The 19,245-nt window shown below is 50.1% G+C and carries 13 protein-coding genes and 1 pseudogene; 4 read left to right on the forward strand and 10 right to left on the reverse strand.

Annotated elements, in window-relative coordinates; genetic code table 11:
• Window positions 1–26 precede the first annotated feature (26 nt).
• From RBT11_05000 to RBT11_05020, 5 genes are all read right to left on the reverse strand, one after another.
• The gene (locus RBT11_05000) at window positions 27–2,543 is read right to left on the reverse strand and encodes a M1 family metallopeptidase (GenBank protein MDX9786105.1); all 2,517 of its coding nucleotides are present in this window, start codon (window positions 2,541–2,543) and stop codon (window positions 27–29) included.
• A gap of 580 nt (window positions 2,544–3,123) precedes the next feature.
• On the reverse strand, window positions 3,124–3,870 hold the full coding sequence (locus tag RBT11_05005; protein ID MDX9786106.1) for a hypothetical protein: 747 nt from the start codon (window positions 3,868–3,870) through the stop codon (window positions 3,124–3,126).
• Between the two features lie 61 nt (window positions 3,871–3,931).
• Window positions 3,932–5,032: an ABC transporter substrate-binding protein gene (locus RBT11_05010; GenBank protein MDX9786107.1), complete on the reverse strand. Its 1,101-nt coding sequence runs from the start codon at window positions 5,030–5,032 to the stop codon at window positions 3,932–3,934.
• 33 nt (window positions 5,033–5,065) lie between these two features.
• The gene (locus RBT11_05015) at window positions 5,066–5,890 is read right to left on the reverse strand and encodes an ABC transporter ATP-binding protein (protein ID MDX9786108.1); all 825 of its coding nucleotides are present in this window, start codon (window positions 5,888–5,890) and stop codon (window positions 5,066–5,068) included.
• Complete coding sequence (locus RBT11_05020; GenBank protein MDX9786109.1) at window positions 5,890–6,903, reverse strand: iron ABC transporter permease; 1,014 nt, start codon at window positions 6,901–6,903, stop codon at window positions 5,890–5,892. The genes RBT11_05015 and RBT11_05020 overlap by 1 nt, the downstream gene beginning before the upstream one ends.
• Before the next feature lie 408 nt (window positions 6,904–7,311).
• Between RBT11_05020 and RBT11_05025 the strand changes: the two genes are divergently transcribed.
• Entirely contained in the window at window positions 7,312–9,300 is a 1,989-nt protein-coding gene (locus RBT11_05025) for a TonB-dependent receptor (protein MDX9786110.1), read from the forward strand.
• 55 nt (window positions 9,301–9,355) lie between these two features.
• On the opposite strand, the gene RBT11_05030 is transcribed toward RBT11_05025, so the two are convergent.
• On the reverse strand, window positions 9,356–9,892 hold the full coding sequence (locus RBT11_05030) for a DUF3334 family protein (protein MDX9786111.1): 537 nt from the start codon (window positions 9,890–9,892) through the stop codon (window positions 9,356–9,358).
• Between the two features lie 341 nt (window positions 9,893–10,233).
• Here RBT11_05030 and RBT11_05035 point away from each other — a divergent pair, with 341 nt between their 5' ends.
• The 3 genes from RBT11_05035 to RBT11_05045 all read left to right on the forward strand — a co-directional run bounded on the left by RBT11_05035 (window position 10,234) and on the right by RBT11_05045 (window position 14,370).
• Complete coding sequence (locus tag RBT11_05035; protein MDX9786112.1) at window positions 10,234–12,498, forward strand: Tex family protein; 2,265 nt, start codon at window positions 10,234–10,236, stop codon at window positions 12,496–12,498.
• On the forward strand, window positions 12,495–12,935 hold the full coding sequence (dtd, locus tag RBT11_05040; protein MDX9786113.1) for a D-aminoacyl-tRNA deacylase: 441 nt from the start codon (window positions 12,495–12,497) through the stop codon (window positions 12,933–12,935). Before RBT11_05035 ends, dtd begins: the two co-directional genes overlap by 4 nt.
• 217 nt (window positions 12,936–13,152) lie before the next feature.
• On the forward strand, window positions 13,153–14,370 hold the full coding sequence (locus RBT11_05045) for a D-alanyl-D-alanine carboxypeptidase (GenBank protein ID MDX9786114.1): 1,218 nt from the start codon (window positions 13,153–13,155) through the stop codon (window positions 14,368–14,370).
• A 361-nt stretch (window positions 14,371–14,731) separates the two neighbouring features.
• On the opposite strand, the gene RBT11_05050 is transcribed toward RBT11_05045, so the two are convergent.
• The 4 genes and pseudogenes from RBT11_05050 to RBT11_05065 form a co-directional block, all read right to left on the reverse strand.
• Window positions 14,732–15,487, reverse strand: coding sequence for a GntR family transcriptional regulator (locus RBT11_05050; GenBank protein ID MDX9786115.1), 756 nt, complete (start codon window positions 15,485–15,487; stop codon window positions 14,732–14,734).
• Window positions 15,488–15,951: 464 nt separating this feature from the next.
• Window positions 15,952–16,219, reverse strand: a pseudogene (locus RBT11_05055) (DDE-type integrase/transposase/recombinase).
• A 450-nt stretch (window positions 16,220–16,669) separates the two neighbouring features.
• Window positions 16,670–18,613, reverse strand: a complete 1,944-nt coding sequence (locus RBT11_05060) for an FAD-dependent oxidoreductase (protein ID MDX9786116.1) — start codon at window positions 18,611–18,613, stop codon at window positions 16,670–16,672.
• A gap of 504 nt (window positions 18,614–19,117) precedes the next feature.
• Window positions 19,118–19,234, reverse strand: coding sequence for a universal stress protein (locus RBT11_05065; GenBank protein ID MDX9786117.1), 117 nt, complete (start codon window positions 19,232–19,234; stop codon window positions 19,118–19,120).
• Window positions 19,235–19,245: the final 11 nt, after the last annotated feature.

Below are 19,245 nucleotides of genomic sequence, written 5' to 3' on the forward strand. Positions count from 1 at the left end.
GAATGCGGGCGAAGCCAGCTGGAAACCTATGCATGCGCGTTACGCATACGAACATTGATCGTCAGTTTTTCCAAAGACATTCGAATCACACCGGCCGAAACGCCGGCCTTGTCGAAATCATTTTCGAAATAGGCAAATACATCCTTTTCATGACCCATGCCGCCCAACGGAATGATGGCGCTGACCACCCGCTCCAGAATGAGAGGGTGAAAATCCGCCATTTTCTTGTTGTTCTGTTCAAACCATTTCCATATCCATTCAATGGCATTCGGATTTTGAGCAAAGCCGACAAGAGGAATATGTTTGTTTCGCGACGGCACCCGGGCCAAGGTGTAGGCAATTCCCTTTTGAATAAACGCTTCTCCCCGCACACACCCCAACGCTGTCAACAAGCTTATGCGCTCATGCTCACTGTTGGACGCCTCTAATAGACGAATCAACTGATCATAGGCCGTATTCGGAGACACCATCGCCGCCACCTGTGCCGCGCTTTTCATGATATCGGGATGAATGGCGCCGCCTGCGGAAAATATCTCGAATTTTTCCATGCCATAAGATATGGCCGTATCCGATTCAAAAAAGGCCGCCAAATAGAGAACATGATCTCTGAGAATAGCCGTGACATGCGGCTCTTCGCCGGCTGGTTCATATCCGATTCTGGAAAGAAGCGCCTCCAGAAAATTCCGGCCGAAATTCGTTACCGCCTTTGCCGCGGCTTCGGGCAGCACCAAACCGGCCAGCAACAGATGATCCGCGATACTCATCAATGGCAGGAAGGCATCCTCTTGATCATACCATTTCAGGAAATCAAGATAATCATCCATACGCGCATCGCCCCGTCGCACCAGTGCGAAAAGATCATCCGCAAGACCCCAGCGATCAAACGGGCCCAACGCTTTTGAACGAACGTGCGCTCCCAAACGATTCAGATTCTCTTTATTCGCATAGCGAACCCGATAAAACCCGGTTTGTCCGGCATTGACTTTGACTGCTGACGCATCCGCCCCGAGATCAAGCCGAACTTGCGCGTCTTCGAGCAGCACCTCCATTTGCCGTGAGTCTCCGACTGCGTTCATGACCTGAATTGAAATTGGAATCAACCATCGAGCGGCCAACGGCGGTGTCTCGGTTGACAATTCATTCGGCGGCTGATCCAGATAGGTAAACCGCTGTTGCGTCAGCACCAGTTCCCGGCCTTCAAGATGGGCCTCGATCAACGGAAACCCGGGCTGTTCGATCCAGCTTTTCATCAAGGCCGTCACCGGTTTTTTCGCCGCTTTCTCAAAAGCGTTCCATAGGTCGCTGCTGTCGGCACACCCGTAGGCATGCTTTTTAAGGTAGGCATAAAGTCCTTTCCGATACCGCTCATCCCCGATATATCCCCTGATCTGCCGGAGAATGCTGCCCCCCTTATTGTAAATGATCGGCGCGGTGGCCGTGTTGATGACCACATGCTCGCCTCCCGGAATCTCAATGGGAAAGGTTTCAAATAATCCGTCTCGGGCCAGGGCCGAAGCCGTTTGATGGTAGACAAATTGCTCCCAATTTCGCCATTCCGGGTAATAATGATCGACCGCATCATAGCTCGTGTACGTGGCAAAGCTTTCATTAAGCCACAAATATTTCCAATCAGAGGGGCTGACCAGATTGCCGAACCACTGATGCACAATCTCATGGGCAATCACTTCGCAAATCCGCGCGACGCCCGCCTGACTCGTGGTCGCCGGGTCGTATAACAACAGGTTTTCCCGAAAGGTAATCGCCCCCCAGTTTTCCATGGCGCCAAAGGCAAAATCCGGTATCGCGATCAGATCCATTTTGCTTAAGGGGTAGGGAATGTTAAAATAGTCTTCGCAAAATCGAAGTGATTTTTCGCCGAATGCAAGGCCGAATCCGGTCTCCTGAATATGGCCCGGTGTGGATAGCGCCCGCACTCGGCCATCGGTTTCATGCACCAGAAGATCAAAATCACCGACCCCCAAGAAAAGTAAATACGTCGACATGCGGGGCGTCTGCCGAAAACGGACGCGTTTTTTCCCGCCCGCCACGCGTCTTTCTTCCACGATATCCTGATTGGAAACAGCGCTCAAATGCTGGTCCACCCATAACGTGATGTCAAAGGTTGCTTTTTGTTCCGGGGAATCGAAACAGGGAAACACCTGCCTGGCGTGACTTTCCTGGAATTGGGTCACCGCCATGAACCGGGCCTGATGATCCAATTCATACCCGCTGCGATACCATCCGCCCAATTTATTATTAATCACGCCGTCAAACTCGATTTGCACCCATATGGCACCGCTCATTTTCCGGGGCAGGAAAATACTGACCATCTCCTTTTCCGGATTTGTCGTAAACGGGCACTCCTCCCATCGTTCGCCGATCTTCACCCGGCATCCCCAAATAGCCAGCGCCAGAGTATTTAAACCGATGTCCCGCGCACCGACCCCCGTCTGCATCAGAATTTCCACTTGCCCCGTAAACCGAAATGTCGCCAGATTCGGCGTCAATTCAATTTTGTAATGAATGGGTGTCCACCGTGTCATACTGCCTCCCGGAGAAAAAATTAATCATCTTTGAAATCTTCACGCGCTTGCAACAGAGCGGCTAATTTTCTTCAAGAATCGTTATGTTGTTAGAAGTGCGGCTGAACAAATGTGTCTGGTGGGCAACCAGTTCGTTCATCACATGCGTCTCTGCCTAATCCGGCAAAGCCGGATGCTGGAATGCTGGGATGCATAAAAGCCAGCTTTCACCTTCGGCGAATATACACGCAACAGCGTGCATGTTTCTGGTAAATGGCTTAAAATCATTATAATAAAATGCGCCTCATCTTTTGATGTAACATCGAAGCCATGGATAAAAACACAGCCTTGACAAACGAAGGAGTGCTTTTAGCCGATTGATTGTTTTATACATACTATCGAGTTGAATGTCCACCGCCGATACCGGCAATTATAGCATGAGACCGGGTCGTCAGCGATTTGTTCATCCTCATCATCGGGAACAAAGGCAGGGCATTTTGATGCTGCTTCAGCGGCCGGCGCCCAGTTGTTGAGGCCGCCGGTAAATTCTTTTTCAAGGTCCGAATAAGTTTGCCGGCTCGACATGAACGGTCATCCTTTCTCAGTACACCCGCAATTGTTGTTTACTGCATGTCTCCCATTGCACCGAACCATTTTCTTCGGATTCGATGTTATTCACCAGTAAGGTGGACTTTCCTGATAGCAATACCGCTTTTACCTTTTTGCCGAGTCGTATTTTCTCATTTTCTTTCAGCAACCGCCCCTCTATGGATTGAACCACTTCCACGTGCGTTTGCCTTTTAATCTCCGCAGGGGTGACAATCCCGTCTGCCGATTCAATTTTAAAATGACCTTTAAACCGACCGTCATTTCCGGTCAGGCGCAACCCCACCGCGGCAAGTGCGCCAATAACGCCCTGCCCGGTGCCCCCATGCTCCGAAAGATGCACCCTCAGACGATTTGCTATCTCATAAGCATCCGCTTTCATCAATACCTTGTTCTTGGCATCATGCCCAAAGGCCATTAATTCATCCGGTGATAAAAGCCGATCGATATTCACGACACACAACCCCGGATCGGAGCCGGGAGCACTTTCCTTCTGCAAAAACGCAATCGCAAAGGTCACAAAGGCTTCCATGCAGCCGCCCTTTATCTCTGCAGGAAAACACATGGCGCTGTTGTGCGACGTGTAGGGAATGTCCGGATGAACCAGCATCTGATGGCGGGTCACATGACCTCCGTTTCCCCATCCGTTGAGAAATAAGCTTTCCGACAACATCGATGCCAATACTCCGGTTCCGACGCTCTCCAAATTATCCGTATCGTCAATCGCTACCAGCAGCCTCATTGCTTCACTCCTTACGACGAATGCTTCCGTTCCATCCGCTTTCATCTTTATTGAATCAAAATCAACCTGATTTCCTTTTTTTTGGTTTTCTTACATTTTCGCCATTTAGAATTTTTTCCGTCATCGCATTTGAAAGCTCATAGTTGAAAAACTTCTTATAAAATGAGCGCGTTTCAGCCCGCATATCCACTTGGGTAAACCGTTCCGGATAAAGTTGTTTGGCGGTCCAAAGGATGGCCAGCGGCGTTTCCATTGATCCCGGATGCCCCCAGCGCGAAATGCCGATGGGCATTCGGTAAACCCGCTTACGTTTCACGGCAGTTAGAGCGGACCATTTCTCCTCGTGAAGCATAAAGGCTGCGGCACTTGGCTCATTGGCCAGTATAACATCCGGGTTCCATAATAAAATCTGCTCCAGACTCGCGATGTTTTTCCCCTCAATGACCTGCGGCTTCCGGTTGAGAGCCACATTTTCGCATCCGGTCACCTTGAGCCACGCCGATTCAAGCCCTTGAATCAACGTGGTTCGAAGGGGCTCGTTTACGGCATAATAAACGCGAATTCGTTTTTCCTTTGGAATGGTGTTTGTGATTTGGCGCACGCGATCAATCGTGTTTTGGTAATAGGCAATAAATTCAGCCGCACGCGCGCCGGCATGAACGGCCTGCCCGATTAGTTCGATGGCATGCTGCTGTGTCTCGATATCGGTGTAGTCGATAATCAGATAGGGTATTTTGAATCGCGCCAGTTTGGCCATGTCTGCCGGATCACCGGCAACATCGCCCGGCATAAACAAAACATCGGGCTTGGACGCCAGTAATTCTTCAATATTGATCGCCCCTTGTGCCTTGGGCACCCGGGCCTTCAAAATCGAAGGGCAAATGCGATGCAGCAGCGAATCGCGTTTAAGACCGTTTGAGACAGCAACAATATCCGGCCCTCTTCCCAACATCGTGACCACATGACCGGTAAACGCATACAGACAAGCGATTCTGTCCACCCTTGCCGGCAATACGACCGAACGACCCTTACAATCCACAAGCGTTGACCCCGTACCATCAACGCCCGTGGTTGCCGGTTGCCCATGAACGAACGCGGGTGTAAGGCACACCGCCAGCGCCATTCCGGCCAAAACATACCATAGCTTACTGTATATTTTCATTTATTATATCCAAGTGGGAGCGTCTATTCCTTTTCAGGCCCCTTGCCTGAGGGTACGAATCGGTATCACCTGTTTTCCCGGCCGATCAGAACCGTTCCAATAGGTAATGATGTCGGCCTGTATGCCGTATAATGTTTTAATCTCTTTTGCTCGCAACACGGTTTCAGGCGCGCCGATTTCGATGAACCGTGTGTCCTTAAGCATCGCGACCGTGGTGGATATCGCGTTGTTTTCGAAAAAAAAAGCATGATTGGGAAAATGCGTCGCCATAATCACCGATATGCCTCTTTCACGCACGAGCCCGGCAATGTTTTCAAGCACCATTAATTCATTCTTGTAATCAAGGTGGGCTGTGGGTTCATCCATAATCACGAGCGGTGCACTCTGGGCGATCGCCCTTGCAATCATGACCAACTGGCCCTCTCCGCCGCTTAGCCGGGTATAGGGCCTTGTTTTCAAATGAGCGATACCGATACTCTCCAAGGCCAATTCGGCGATCCGCCTGTCCGCCAATTTCGGTCCGGAAAATAAACCGGTGTAGGCGGCACGACCCATCATCACAATTTCCAATACCGTGTAAGGAAATGTCCGCTCGTGGCATTGCGGCACATAGGAAATGGATCGGGCCAGAGTACCCGGTGGTATCCCGACAATGGACTCGCCCGAGACCCTAATACGGCCGGATTTAAATCGTTGGACCCCAAGGATGCAGTCTATCAGGGTGGTTTTCCCGCACCCATTTGGCCCCAGCAAACAAAACACCTCTCCTTTTTCAACGTTGAAGCTGATATCCTGTAAAATCTGCTGACGGTCATACGAAAAACCGACGTGTTCCACTGATAACAGGGGCATCCCCATTACCATCCCCCCCCTTTCGTTTTTTTCAACAGATAGACAAAAAACGGCCCCCCGATAATGGCGGTCAAGATACCGAGCGGAATTTCAGCCCCCGTCAATATTCTACCCAGATTGTCAACCAGAATAAGAAAAGACGCTCCCAGAGAAAAGCTGACCGGAATCAGCACCCGGTTATCGTTTCCGACCAGCATGCGGCCGATATGGGGAATGACCAATCCGATCCAGCCAATCACTCCACTGACCGAAACGGCACCGGCCGTGGCAAGGCTCGCACAAATAATAACGATCGCCTTTGAAAGCCGTATGTTTACCCCGAGCGTTTGCGCTTCCTTATCTCCCATGGAAAGCACATTAATGCGCCACCTGATGCCATAAAGGCCGGCGGACCCAATAAAAATGGGAAGGACCGCCGAAGCAATCTCATCATAACCGGCATTGGCAAGCGAGCCCATTAACCAGAAAACAATAGCGGGAAGTTGCTCATACGGATCAGCAACAAATTTGGCAAAGGAGATCAAAGCTGAAAACACCGAGGCCACGATGACCCCACCCAACACCAACATAATACTGGGTGTCGATTGATACACTCTGCCGATCAAGCAACTCAGAAAAACAGCCAGAATGCCAAAACCGAGTGATAGCGGGTAAGTGGCGGCCGCCGAATGAAACAACAAGATCGATAGGGTGGCCCCGAACCCGGCGCCCGCACTGACGCCCAAAATGCCGGAACTGACCAGGGGATTTTTAAAAAGCCCCTGAAAGGCCGCACCACTGACAGCCAGTGCGCCACCCACCAACGCCCCCAAAATGGCCCGCGGTAACCGAATATCCCAAACCACTCCGTATGGAATATCCGGCACCGACAGATGAAGAAATTCAATCCGGCTCAATATGATTTTCAACACATCGAATAAGGCTAAAGGATACCTGCCGACACATAGGGATAAACAAATGCAGATAATCGGCGAAACGATAACCACCATCGCCGCAATGAAATTCCTCTCAGAGGCCACAACGTTTCCGATTGTTTGTTATTGATACTATTTAAAAAAAGCTTATAGGTAATTTTTAAACATTGGTCAATAACTATAAAAATTTAAAATTCCTGTAACATACTTATGTTGATATAACATGCATCGAATAAACATGAATTCGATTCACCTTAAATGCACTGTATCAAGGCGTGAGGCTTTAAAGCTTTGAATGGATACAAAATACATCCGATTCCCACATTGATTGCAACCTTTACAAGTTATTTATGGTTATCTTTTACCATTTTTAGATTTATATTTTTTAAAATATTGACTTTTAATGGATCTAACGGATACCTAATCCCTTCAGTGCAGTTATTCTGTGGCAATTAAAAACGCCCAAGGAGCCACCCATAAGAATTCAGATAGGAAAGGAGAGATAGATTCAACATGAAAAAAGTGATCTGTTTTTTGTTTATTACCCTAACGGCCGACATCATGTTTTCTCAGCACCTCATCGCCTCGGAATTAAGTCAAAACACGCAGGAATACACACTGGGTGAAATCGTCGTATCAGATACGAAGCTTGGCGTTGAAGCCGTCGGTACCAATCGAACCATCACCGCAGAAGATATTGAAATCAGTGGTGCCGGCACGCTGGATGAAGCCATTCGGCTTTTACCCGGACTCAGCCTTAAAACCGGCGGGGCCGGTACCCCCCGAATCGACATACGGGGACTTCGCTCCAGGCACATCGTATTATTGCTGGACGGCATACCATTTAACTCCACCAACGACGGGCAATTCGACCCTACCCTCATTCCGGTAGAAAATATCGCCAAAATCAAGGTGTCTTACGGTAGTAATTCCGTTTTATACGGGGACGGCGGGCTGGCCGGGGTCATCAATATCATCACGAAAAAAGGCACCCCGGGAATACAGGTGAGTGCTGCCGCTGAAGCCGGGGAACGGAACCGATGGCTTGAAAAATTCAGCCTTTCCGGCGGGAGCGAAACGGTCAATTTTTTCCTCAGCGGCAGCGCATCGGACACCGACGGATATCCGCTCTCGAATGATTTTGATGATACTCCCTATGAAGACGGGGACCTTCGCGACAACAGCGACCGTGAACGAAACAGCCTGTTTGCCAACGTCGGTATGAACCCTACGGACAACCTGAATATCGGTGTTGTTCTCAACTATTTTACCGGTGAGTACGGCATCCCGACCGGTGTTCTTGATAGTCGTCAGGATCCCTTTGCCAGCAACCAGAAATATGAACGCGTCGACGACTTGGAGGGTTTCTCGACTCAACTTTCCGCAAGCTATGATATTCCCGGCCCTGCGGATATTCGTGGATCGGTATTTATGAACCGGATGGAGGAGGAGGACAATCAATACGACGATGCCACTTACAGCACGCAGGAAGATCTAACTATCAACGGGCTCTATCATAAGCAGGATGAGACCCTGATTACCGGCGGCTATTTTCAGGCGCACTACAGTCTGAATGCCGCAGGTGACTTGGCTTTCGGGTTCGCGACTCGAAAAGAAGAATTCGATTCGGACGGAAAAATAGTCGAAAAAAAGGGTAAGCCCTTTGTGTATTTCAGCGAGGAGTGGGATACGCAAACGCATTCGGCGTCCTGCGAGTATGAAATCTACCCGATAAAGCTCATGGGAATTGTCCTGGGTTACAGTCACCATTGGTTCAAAAAGGATATCGGAGATGACCAGGACAAAGGGGCTTATCTCATCGGTACCCATTACGATATCACGGAAACCACCCGCATTCGGGCCTCTTTCGCCAAAAAGATCCGTTTCCCCTCTATTCGGCAGCTCTATGACAAAGCGACGGGGAATCCGGACCTGAGCGAAGAAAAAGCAAATAACTATGAAGTCGGCGCCTCGCAACGAATCGGTGAAACGACAGAGCTCTCCCTGACGGGCTTTTATCAGGATGTGGACGACTACATTGAAAAGGACGACGGGCCGTATGAAAATCATGACGAGTATCGTTTTCAGGGAGTCGAATTGTCAGTTGAAACCCGCACCGTCAAGAACCTGCTGCTCAGAACCAGCTATACCTATATGGAAAGCGAAGACAAGTCTCCCGGCTCGGAAAAAGACGAGCTGCAATACCGGCCGGAACATAAACTAACATTGGAAGGCAAATACGATTTTATGTACGGATTTTCAGCTTATGCAAGTCTGCTTCATGAATCCAACCAATATACCTATTCCAGGAAAAGTCCGCTGATTAAACGGGAAATGAACGATTATACCATTTTCGATACGAGGCTTGAAAAATCTTTTCTCACCAACAAATTGACCTGCTACGTCGGCGTGGATAATCTTTTCGATGAGGATTATGAGGAGAGTTACGGTCTTCCCAGAGAGGGTAGAACGGTTTATGGCGGAATTCGCGTCACGCATTGAGTTCATTCCGGCCTTCCCCTTTTTTTCCAGCGCCGGGGAAGGCCGGCGTCTTCTGCTAGGAGGCAACCACAAACTTCGTGGATTCCATCGCCAATTCAAAATAAAATCGCTGTTTGTCCACCGCGAAAGCAATGCGCCGGTTTTCCTTGAAATCTGAATCAATTGTTAAAATAATGGCACTGTTCAGGGCCAGTGCTTTGGGTTGACCGCAGACGGTTGATAAATCATAACGATCCTCGATCAGCTTGGTCAGTTTTCCCATGATCTGGTTGACCATTTCCCCCAAACTGTCTGGAACGTCCACCGAGGTATAGTCATTGGCCAGCTCCTCCTCCGGAAGCCCCATGGAGGTCATATAACTTTTATACAGGTTCAGGGCCGCTCCGCCTGAGAAGTTGATAACCACCAGCCCATTATAATCCCCGTTAAACGGTACAAAGCAGCCGATTTGAGGCCGAAGGCTAACCTTCGGGACTTTTTGAATGGTTTTTGAAAAACTGATTTCTTTTCGGGTGTTGATTTCAAGAACTTCCTTTACGGCCTTACAACACAGGCCAATGACGGCGTCAATGGCTTCAATAGGTTCCGACATTCATGCTCCTTTTTTTGAAAACTTACCCAATATAACGTCCCCCTTGCACGGTGTGCCGGGAGCGACCCCAAGGTTTTGCTTGGTTGTTGTTCCAACTTGACATTCCTAACAGAGGTTATGCTATTTTTCAATACATCTGATACGAGGTGATATCAATAAATATAAATAACAATTGGTTGTCTCACCTATCCACTCATTCCACGCATTTCTTTGGCTTGACATGACTTCGACCGGTGCTCTATACGATCAACACTTTTATGCTCGTTCGAATACAGTCGCCTTCGACGGTTTTCAGCCGAGCGTTCAATCCGCTTCACTCATCCGTAACGAGGAAACATCCATTGGAAACAATTCATGTTCAGAAAATTTCCGGCGAACTGTCCATCAACGAATCCCAGGTAGAAGCGACCGGTGCGCTTCTTGAAGACGGCGCCACCATTCCCTTTATCGCCAGATATCGAAAAGAAGTCACCGGAAGCCTGGATGAAGTGGTCATTACCGCCATCAGAGACCGTCTGAAGCAATTGGAGGAGCTTGATGCCCGAAAGGCCAGCATTCTTAATTCCATGACGCAACAAGGGGTGTTGACCGATGAGTTGAAAGCCGCCGTAGCGGCGGCGGACACCCTCGCCGTCCTGGAAGACATCTACCTGCCGTTTAAACCGAAGCGACGAACACGGGGAACCATTGCGCGGGAAAAAGGCCTGGCGCCGCTGGCGGAGATGCTGCTAATGCAAACGGGTTGCGACCCGCAAGCCGAGGCCATTGCCTTTTTGAATGCCGATAAAGGGGTCGAAAGCGTCGCCGATGCACTGGCCGGCGCGCGTGACATCATCGCAGAAATCATCAATGAAGACGGCGAAGCCCGCGCCCGATTGCGACGTCTCTATCTCACAAGGGCGACGATCAAAAGCAAAGTCGCCGCGAACATGGAAACTGCGGGCGAAAAGTACAAAGATTATTTTGATTGGCAGGAGCCGGTCGCCACCGCCCCTTCTCATCGAATTTTAGCAATGCGCCGCGGAGAAAACGAGGATATGCTCAATCTTTCCATGGTGCCGCCCGAAGAGGAAGCCATCGACATCCTGCAAGACCTTTTTTTAACGGGGGACGGACCGGATTGCCTTGAGGTCAAAGCCGCATTGCTTGACAGCTATAAGCGGCTGCTGTCCAGATCCATGGAGACTGAGTTGCGCCTGGCCACCAAAGAAAGGGCCGATGCGGAGGCCATTCGCGTTTTTGCCGATAACCTTCGCCAATTGTTATTGGCGCCCCCTCTCGGGGCAAAACGCGTGATGGGCATCGATCCCGGGTTTCGTACGGGCTGCAAATTGGTCTGTCTGGATCGACAGGGGAAACTGCTCCATGATGATGTCATCTTTCCCCATTCTTCGGAAAGGCAGGTGCAAATCGCAAGGGACACCGTGTTGGCGCTTTGTGAGCGCTTCGAGGTGGAAGCCATCGCCGTCGGCAATGGGACAGCCGGCAGGGAGACCGAAGCGTTCGTCCGCGCCCTGCCCCTGCCCCGGTTGATTCCGGTGATCATGGTCAACGAAAGCGGTGCTTCGGTTTATTCGGCCTCCGAGGTCGCCAGAAAAGAATTTCCAGATCACGATTTAACGGTTCGGGGCGCTGTATCCATCGGCAGGCGCCTGATGGATCCACTGGCCGAATTGGTGAAAATCGATCCCAAGTCCATCGGCGTCGGTCAGTATCAGCACGATGTGGATCAAACCGCGCTCAAGCAATCCCTGGATGATGTGGTGATCAGCTGCGTCAACAGCGTGGGGGTGGACGTCAATCGCGCCAGTGCGCAATTGCTCACATATGTGTCTGGCCTCGGCCCGCAACTGGCGCAAAATATCATCGTGCATCGGGACGAAAACGGACCTTTCGATTCAAGAGAAAAACTTAAGAAAGTGCACCGGCTGGGGCCCAAGGCCTTTGAACAGTGCGCCGGATTTTTACGGATTCAAAACGGCGCGAATCCGCTGGACGCGAGCGCCGTTCACCCGGAAAGATACGCCCTGGTGAACACCATGGCCCGGGATTTGGGATGTCACATTACGGACCTGATGTCTTCTGCCGAACTTCGAAACAAAATCGACTTAACCGCCTATGTAACGGATACCGTGGGGCTTCCGACCCTCAACGACATTCTTAAAGAGCTTGCCAAGCCCGGTCGTGATCCGCGAAAATCTTTTGAAATCTTTGAATTTGCGAGCGGCATCGAAAAAATGGAGGATCTGTTACCCGGCATGAAGCTGCCCGGCATCGTCACCAATGTCACCGCGTTCGGAGCCTTTGTGGACATTGGCGTGCATCAGGACGGTCTGGTGCATGTCAGTGAGCTGGCGGACCGGTTTGTCAAAAATCCGGCCGAAATCGTCAAGGTTCAGCAAAAGGTGATGGTAACCGTGCTGGAAGTAGATTCGGCAAGGAAACGAATTTCCCTATCCATAAAAAGCGCACCGGGCGACCGGGCGCCTGCGTCTCAAAAAAAAGCACCGTCGACTCATGGCAAACCCCGGCAAGAAAAGCCCGCGAATCAACCCTTTAACAATCCCTTTGCCGCATTGAAAAACAAAGGATTTGACAAGCCATGAGAGCCGTTATTCAGCGAGTTGCGGAAAGCCGAGTCACGGTGAAAGACCAAACCATCGGCGCCATCGGGCAGGGCCTGCTCGTACTGATAGGCGTTGCCCGGGATGACTCGGAGAAGGATGCGGATTATTTGTGTGAAAAAATTCTGAACCTGAGGGTATTTGAAGATGAGGCCGGCAAGATGAACCGTTCCATTCTTGATACCGGCGGCCAGATGCTGGTGGTCTCCCAGTTCACGCTGCTGGGTGATTGCCGAAAGGGCAGGCGCCCCTCCTTTATTCAGGCCGCGGCACCTGAATCCGCCAACCGGTTATATGCATATTTCGTAAACCTGGCGCGCCGGAATGGGCTGACGGTTCAGACCGGTGAATTTGGCGCCATGATGGCTGTGTCGCTCGTCAATGATGGGCCGGTGACGCTGGTTGTTGACAGCAAATAAGTCCTAATCCGGCAAAGCCGGATGCTGGGATGCTGGGAGGCTGGGATGCTTGGCAGCTAACAACCTTCTCCAATGATACACGCTGTTGCGTATATATTCACCGAAGGTGAAAGATGGCTTTTATGCATCCCAGCCTCCCAGCATCCCAGCCGCCCAGCATCCGGCTTTGCCGGATTAGGTGCATGTTTTCGCCAAAGGCTTTTCAGGAAAAGATGCGATGATATTCTTTCGACCCCACATTCTATGTTTTCTCTTTGCTGCCATCATCCTGGTTCCCGGCACGGCCAGAGGGAACGATGATTCGGCTTCATTCAACAATTTATTGGGCAAGGATGACGCCTGCCTTCTGGCGGCACCAGACGGCCACCTCCTGGTGGCGGTTCGTATCGACCAGCCCTTGGTGCCCGCCTCCACCCTGAAAATTCTTACAGCGCTTACGGCATATTATTATCTCGGCCAGGACCACCGGTTCACCACCGAGTTTTATCTGGATAATACAGGCAATTTAAAAATAAAGGGATTCGGTGATCCGCTGCTGATCTCGGAAGTCATCGTGGAAATGGCAAGCGCTGTTCAGCGGCGACTGGCCTCCCGCTCGATCAGGATAAATGATGTGGTGCTAGACACGTCTTTTTTCGCTGATTCACTCACCATTCCCGGTGTAACCGATACGTTGAACCCTTATGACGCGCCCAACGGCGCCCTTTGCGCCAACTTCAACACCGTATCGTTCAAGCGGCTAAAAAACGGAACCACCATCAGCGACGAACCCCAGACGCCCCTGTTGCCGTCCGTGTTGCCGCGCATTCGAGCTTCCAAGCTCAAAGAGGGACGAATCATGTTGTCTAATCAAAAAGATGAGGCGGCACTTTATTTTGGTGAGCTGTTCCAGTATTTTCTGAAGCAAAAAGGGGGAATCGTCACGGGGCGGGTTCGGCTCGGGAAAATTGATCCACTAAACGACACGCCGCTTCTCTCTTATGTTTCTTCTTTTTCCCTGGATGAAACCGTCGCCAAGTTGATGGCGTATTCCAACAATTTTATTGCCAATCAATTGCTGATCGCCGCCGGCGCCAAAGCGTTCGGCGCACCCGGCACACTGGCCAAGGGCGTGGCCGCCGCCCAAGCATTTGCCAAAACAAAACTGGGGATTCAACAGTTGCAACTCGCGGAGGGGTCGGGAATTTCAAGGGACAATCGCATCTCTGCGCGCACAATGAGCCGGCTGCTCAAGGCGTTTTTGCCTCACCATCATCTGCTGTGGGAAACGGACCATGCCTATTATAAAACCGGCACACTGATCGGTGTCTCGACCCGCGCCGGATACATAAAAGGGGCCGAAGGCGCCCTGTATCCCTTTGTGGTAATAATCAATACGCCGGGTAAATCGGCGGATCGGGTGATGGACAGGTTGCGCAAACGCGCGGTTAAATAAGCCTGCTTAGCGCTGCGGCTTAAAAGGTGACACCATTGCCCGGATCGTCATTGCGGTTTGCTATAATTGTTTATTCAGTGCTAACGCACCCACCAAAAGGGGATCACGGTGATAGTCCAGTGTGGTTGGGAAATTAATGAAGGGACAATCAGGCAGAGCCAGAAAACGGCCAAGACTCTTTGGCGGCCGAGCCAGAAAGAACCGGCGCAAACGGTATGTGAGAGCATTTGGGCTGGCATACCGCTTCGGGCAGGAACAAGGTGGGCTCCTGCCGATATCCTTTGATTCCGTCATACTTGAGCCCGCGCACAACTCTTGATCATAACGCTGCTGAGCACTTACAAACATTGGTATCCATTTTTCAACTTACCTCTGCGTTAGTAAATGCCACTTTATGGGTATGAAGATTCCCTGTTGATATTGATTCCCAACAGTATCGTTTATTTTGGCAATCTTTTAAAAAATAGTCATGATAAAAAACTGGTGTTCCGTCGGGTAGACCAAGTAATTCGGCAATTTCGTTCGTACACACGTAAGGACGAAGTGATTCAGTGTATTCCAGCGGAATACTATCCAACCATTTGGTTACACCTAGTATCATGTCAAAGGGTTTACTGTTGCTATCTATCTTCAACGTACGAAATATATCTTCGCTTAAATAATGGCTTGAGGCCACTTTATATGATGGATTATGTTTAAATGTCATTGTGTGAAAAATTTTAAATACTTTAGAATTAGGGTGTTGGGGTTCTATATCGTAAAATTTTGCTACACGACGAGGCGGAATAACCCACCCTGATGAGATAATGGCAAATTCAAGCGATTCAAGGACGGCAGCGGTAATTTTCTTTTCGATTATAATTTTTCCAATTACGACGGAGTCCAAGTTGGCATCTTTGGGAATAATGATTCCCATCCCTTGCTTTTTTGCCAAAAGGCCTTCGTCTTCCAGAATATTGAGTGCTCGACTTATTGTTGAGGTTGAAACCGCATATTTTTTCGCAAGATCCACGATAACACCGAATTTTTCACCTCTTTCGTACTCCCCGGTAAGAATACTATGTTTTAATTTAAGGTAAATTCTAAAATATGTCGGCACATTTTCTTTTGAATGCATCTAAAATTCTCCAATTAAAAGCCGGTAATGTCCGGTTAGGGGGGGAGCATTACTGGTTTGTAAATAAAAACAGACGGCTAAAAAATAAACTTCAGATTCTGCCAAAACATCGGACGGGTCATCTCCCGATTGGTCTCGCGACAAGAACTCATCTTAAAAACAACGAAACCCAGTACCCCATAGATCATCAGCAGCGGAGCTTGTGCTTTACCTTTTTGGCGTTTCTCGGATACTCGATCCTGCTCAACCGTTTGAGCAGTCCGGGCAACTTGCCGCGAAAAATCCTAACCTGCCCGCAAACCGCCTCATTGCGGCCCCGGCTCTCGCCTTCTACACTCTCGTATGTACACTTTAGTAGTTAAGTAAAAACTAATACAAAATCAAACAATCTTTAAATACTGCCCTTTCTCATACGCCATTGGCGATAAATACCCCGGCATAGAATGGAGCCGGATACTATTTTAGAATGTAATATAGTTCAAGATCAGCTACCCTTGCAACTCATGATAGGATGCATCCCATAAGAATTAAGCTTTTTTTGATAATCGTGGCATGCGTATTGACTGCCGCGATCCGAAAGCTGCAAAAGCCCTTTCGGTGGCTTTCTTAGCCAGGAAGCCATTGCCAGGGCATCTCTATTTCGAGCTGTATTTTCATCCGATCATCCATTGCCCAACCGTCGATCTGACGAGAAATCAGATCTATAACAACGGCCAGGTACAGCCAGCCTTCGGCCCGCAAATGCTTTACCATTTGGTGGGAACCGCAACTTGCTCTGTACTCGTTAAATATTTCTTTAATTTGCCTTGCTAATCAAACATCGCCCAGCCGGTGATCATCCCCTGATGCATACCGGACCAGGTAATCGTAAAATTCGCTCCGGCTCACTCGCATAACCGCACATGACAGGGCCACAGGATTGTCCTCATTTGCTGCCGGATGAAATCAAACCTTAATTCGACTCGTTGGGAAAGAAGGCCGCCGCCTTTTTAAGCTCTCGCGCTCCATCAAAAGGCGTTTGTTTTCTTTTTTGAGCCGTTCAACCTCATCTTCCAACTTCTCTCATTCTTTGGCCTTGTTGTAATTACGCTTAACTCAGTGTTCGCTGGCATTAGACCATATCATACTGGCACGGTATGTTAGTGCAATAATAGCACGGCGAAATCCTGCGATTGAAATTCACTAGGCCGTTGCGCCTGCCATAAACCCTTCCGTCAGCGCCTGGGTCATTTTCCGGGGTTCCGTACAATCGCCCACATAATAGACTTGCGGTACTTTTCCCCTCAAAAGGTGGGTCAGCGACCGGTTGCCCCGCATTCCAACGGCCAGCACAACGGTATCCGCCGGGAAAAGTTCGCTCTTGCCTTGACGGATGCCTTCAACACCTTTGTCGCTGATGCCGACGACCTTCGCGCTTAATTGGATGCCCACGCAGGCTTGCGCCAATCTTGATATCAGATGCCATCGGTTGATCTTACAAACGTCTTTGGCCGCGGAATCAAGCATTTCGATAATGACCGGCAGCTTTCCCTGCATGCTCAGGAATTCGGCCGTCTCGCATCCGACCGCGCCTCCACCGATGATAACGACATTCTGGCCGGTTTCCACCTTTCCCGCCAGAACATCCAGCGCCGTCACCACCTGCTTCAGGTCAACGCCGGGTATCGGCGGAATGATCGGATCCGAACCGATCGCGACAATCACCACATCCGGGCGTTCCCGCTCGGCGGTTTCCACCGTAAATTCGGTGTTCAGCATCACGTTAACAGAGGATCGCTCGACTTCCCGAATCAAATACGCATCTAATAACCCGATTCTTTTTTTATGCGGCGGAATAAAGGCCAGGTTCAACTGCCCGCCCAATTGCCCCGTTTTTTCAAAGAGGGTAACATGATGCCCTCTGGCAGCCGCAATTTTGGCCGCTTCCAAGCCTGCCGGGCCGCCGCCGACCACAAACACTTTTTTGGGTTTTTGCGCAGGCGTAAACGGATAGTCCGCTTCCCGGCCCGCTGCGGGATTCACCGAACAATGCACGCACACATTGTCCGCAATGGATTCCAGACAGTGCCCGCAGGTGATACAAGGCCGAATCTCATCCGTTCTGCCCGCTTTGGCCAAATTGGGAAAATCGGGCTCGGCGATCATGGCGCGGCACATATAAATATAATCGGCTTTTCCTTCTTCCAATATGCTCTCGGCGATTTCCGGCTCTTGAATCTGTGTCCCGGCGCCGATGGGAATCTGAACGGTTTCTTTAAGCGCTTGCGCGATGGAAGCCCACTGGCCCTGAGGGGTTGCCGGCGCGATCATGGGGATGGGATCTTCATGCCATCCGGGCAAGGCATCAATGGCGTGCACACCGGCCTGTTGCAGAATGAGCGCGATCTCTTTCAGGTCGTCTACAGTAATTCCGGATTTGGTCTTTTGAGGGGAAATCCGCGTCAGATAGGACCAATCCTCGCCGGCCTTCTGTTTACAATCCGCTAATATATCGGTCAGAAAACGCATTCGATTTTCTACATTGCCGCCATATGAATCCGTTCTTTGATTCGTGATGGGCGAGATAAACTGGGATACGAGATATCCGGCCGCGGCTAAATATTGAACGCCGTCAAACCCCGCTTCTCTGAGCCTTCCGGCCGCATCGCCGATATCCTCGATAATCTCCCTGATTTCATCCTCTTTCAACGGCCGGCGATGGGGTGAACACCCCGGAAGCGGTCCCCCCAGTCTAAACGGAGGATCCACCCGTTTGGTTATGGTGGTGCCCGACGGGCTGACAAATTCCACCGGACGTCCCGGAAACGCCCAGCTATAGGTTACCACCAGTTGCGCGACCACCTTGACATCGAATTCTTTACAGGCCGCCGCCAGCTTTGAAATTCCGGATATAAAGCGGTCATCATAAACGCCGGGGAAGGGGGGATTGTTATCGAGTCGGTTAGGGGTCATGGAGATGACGATGAGACCGGGTCCCCCTTTGGCGCGTTCTCGATAAAAACTGATGAACCGCTGGTTTATCTCTCCATAGGATAGAAAATTGGTGGCCATGGGCGCCATCACGATTCTGTTCTTCAATTCCATGTTTCCGATGGTGATCGGCGAGAATAGTTTTTTAAATTTCAAGACACCCTCCTTTTTTTTGCAATATAGCAGGCTGTTTAAAAAAAATCGAGCCCACGGCAGCCAACCGCAAGTTCGAAGGATGGTCCGGGTGAACCCCGGACCATCCCTTAAAGCCGCCGGGTTCTAAATCCCGGCGGTCTTTTTATATCACCATTTGTGTCGTTCTGCCCGTGAATTGACGTCTCAGCTCGATTTTGTCGAGTTTGCCGGTTGAGGTGACCGCCATATCGTCTATGAGCGATAATCGAAAGAAAACATCAATTCCAGATCAACTTCACTCAAGCTCTTTCAAAAACCAAAGGTGCTGTCGGGTTGTTGTTTCAGAATACCGGCGGGGCGTTTAATTGAAGATCTGCAAAGCGTTTTTCAAAGAGCCGTTGAACCGATAAGGCCGGGAAGAAAATATCCTCGAAAACATAAAGCCAAACCGAAGAAATTCTTCCTTTAATACAAACCTATCGCTTAAGTGAATGACATTGGGTTTATAGTAAAAAAATGATTTCTTTATTTAACGCAAAGCACGGGGCAATGCGCCTTGATAACGATGTATTGGGCGTTGGAGCCAAAAAGCAGTTTATCCAGCTTCGAGCGCCGCCGAATGCCGATGACGATCATATCGATGTGGTTTTCCC

The organism is Desulfobacterales bacterium, assembly GCA_034003325.1.
In the GTDB taxonomy this organism is placed as follows: Bacteria; Desulfobacterota; Desulfobacteria; order Desulfobacterales; family JAFDDL01; genus JAVEYW01.

What these genes read in the sequence shown, in the direction of transcription:
- RBT11_05000 (MDX9786105.1), bottom strand. Translation starts at nt 2,543, where the DNA reads ATGACACGGTGGACACCCATTCATTACAAAATTGAATTGACGCCGAAT.
- RBT11_05050 (MDX9786115.1), bottom strand. Translation starts at nt 15,487, where the DNA reads ATGCATTCAAAAGAAAATGTGCCGACATATTTTAGAATTTACCTTAAA.
- RBT11_05010 (MDX9786107.1), bottom strand. Translation starts at nt 5,032, where the DNA reads ATGAAAATATACAGTAAGCTATGGTATGTTTTGGCCGGAATGGCGCTG.
- RBT11_05045 (MDX9786114.1), top strand. Translation starts at nt 13,153, where the DNA reads ATGATATTCTTTCGACCCCACATTCTATGTTTTCTCTTTGCTGCCATC.
- RBT11_05030 (MDX9786111.1), bottom strand. Translation starts at nt 9,892, where the DNA reads ATGTCGGAACCTATTGAAGCCATTGACGCCGTCATTGGCCTGTGTTGT.
- RBT11_05025 (MDX9786110.1), top strand. Translation starts at nt 7,312, where the DNA reads ATGAAAAAAGTGATCTGTTTTTTGTTTATTACCCTAACGGCCGACATC.
- RBT11_05005 (MDX9786106.1), bottom strand. Translation starts at nt 3,870, where the DNA reads ATGAGGCTGCTGGTAGCGATTGACGATACGGATAATTTGGAGAGCGTC.
- dtd (MDX9786113.1), top strand. Translation starts at nt 12,495, where the DNA reads ATGAGAGCCGTTATTCAGCGAGTTGCGGAAAGCCGAGTCACGGTGAAA.
- RBT11_05015 (MDX9786108.1), bottom strand. Translation starts at nt 5,890, where the DNA reads ATGGGGATGCCCCTGTTATCAGTGGAACACGTCGGTTTTTCGTATGAC.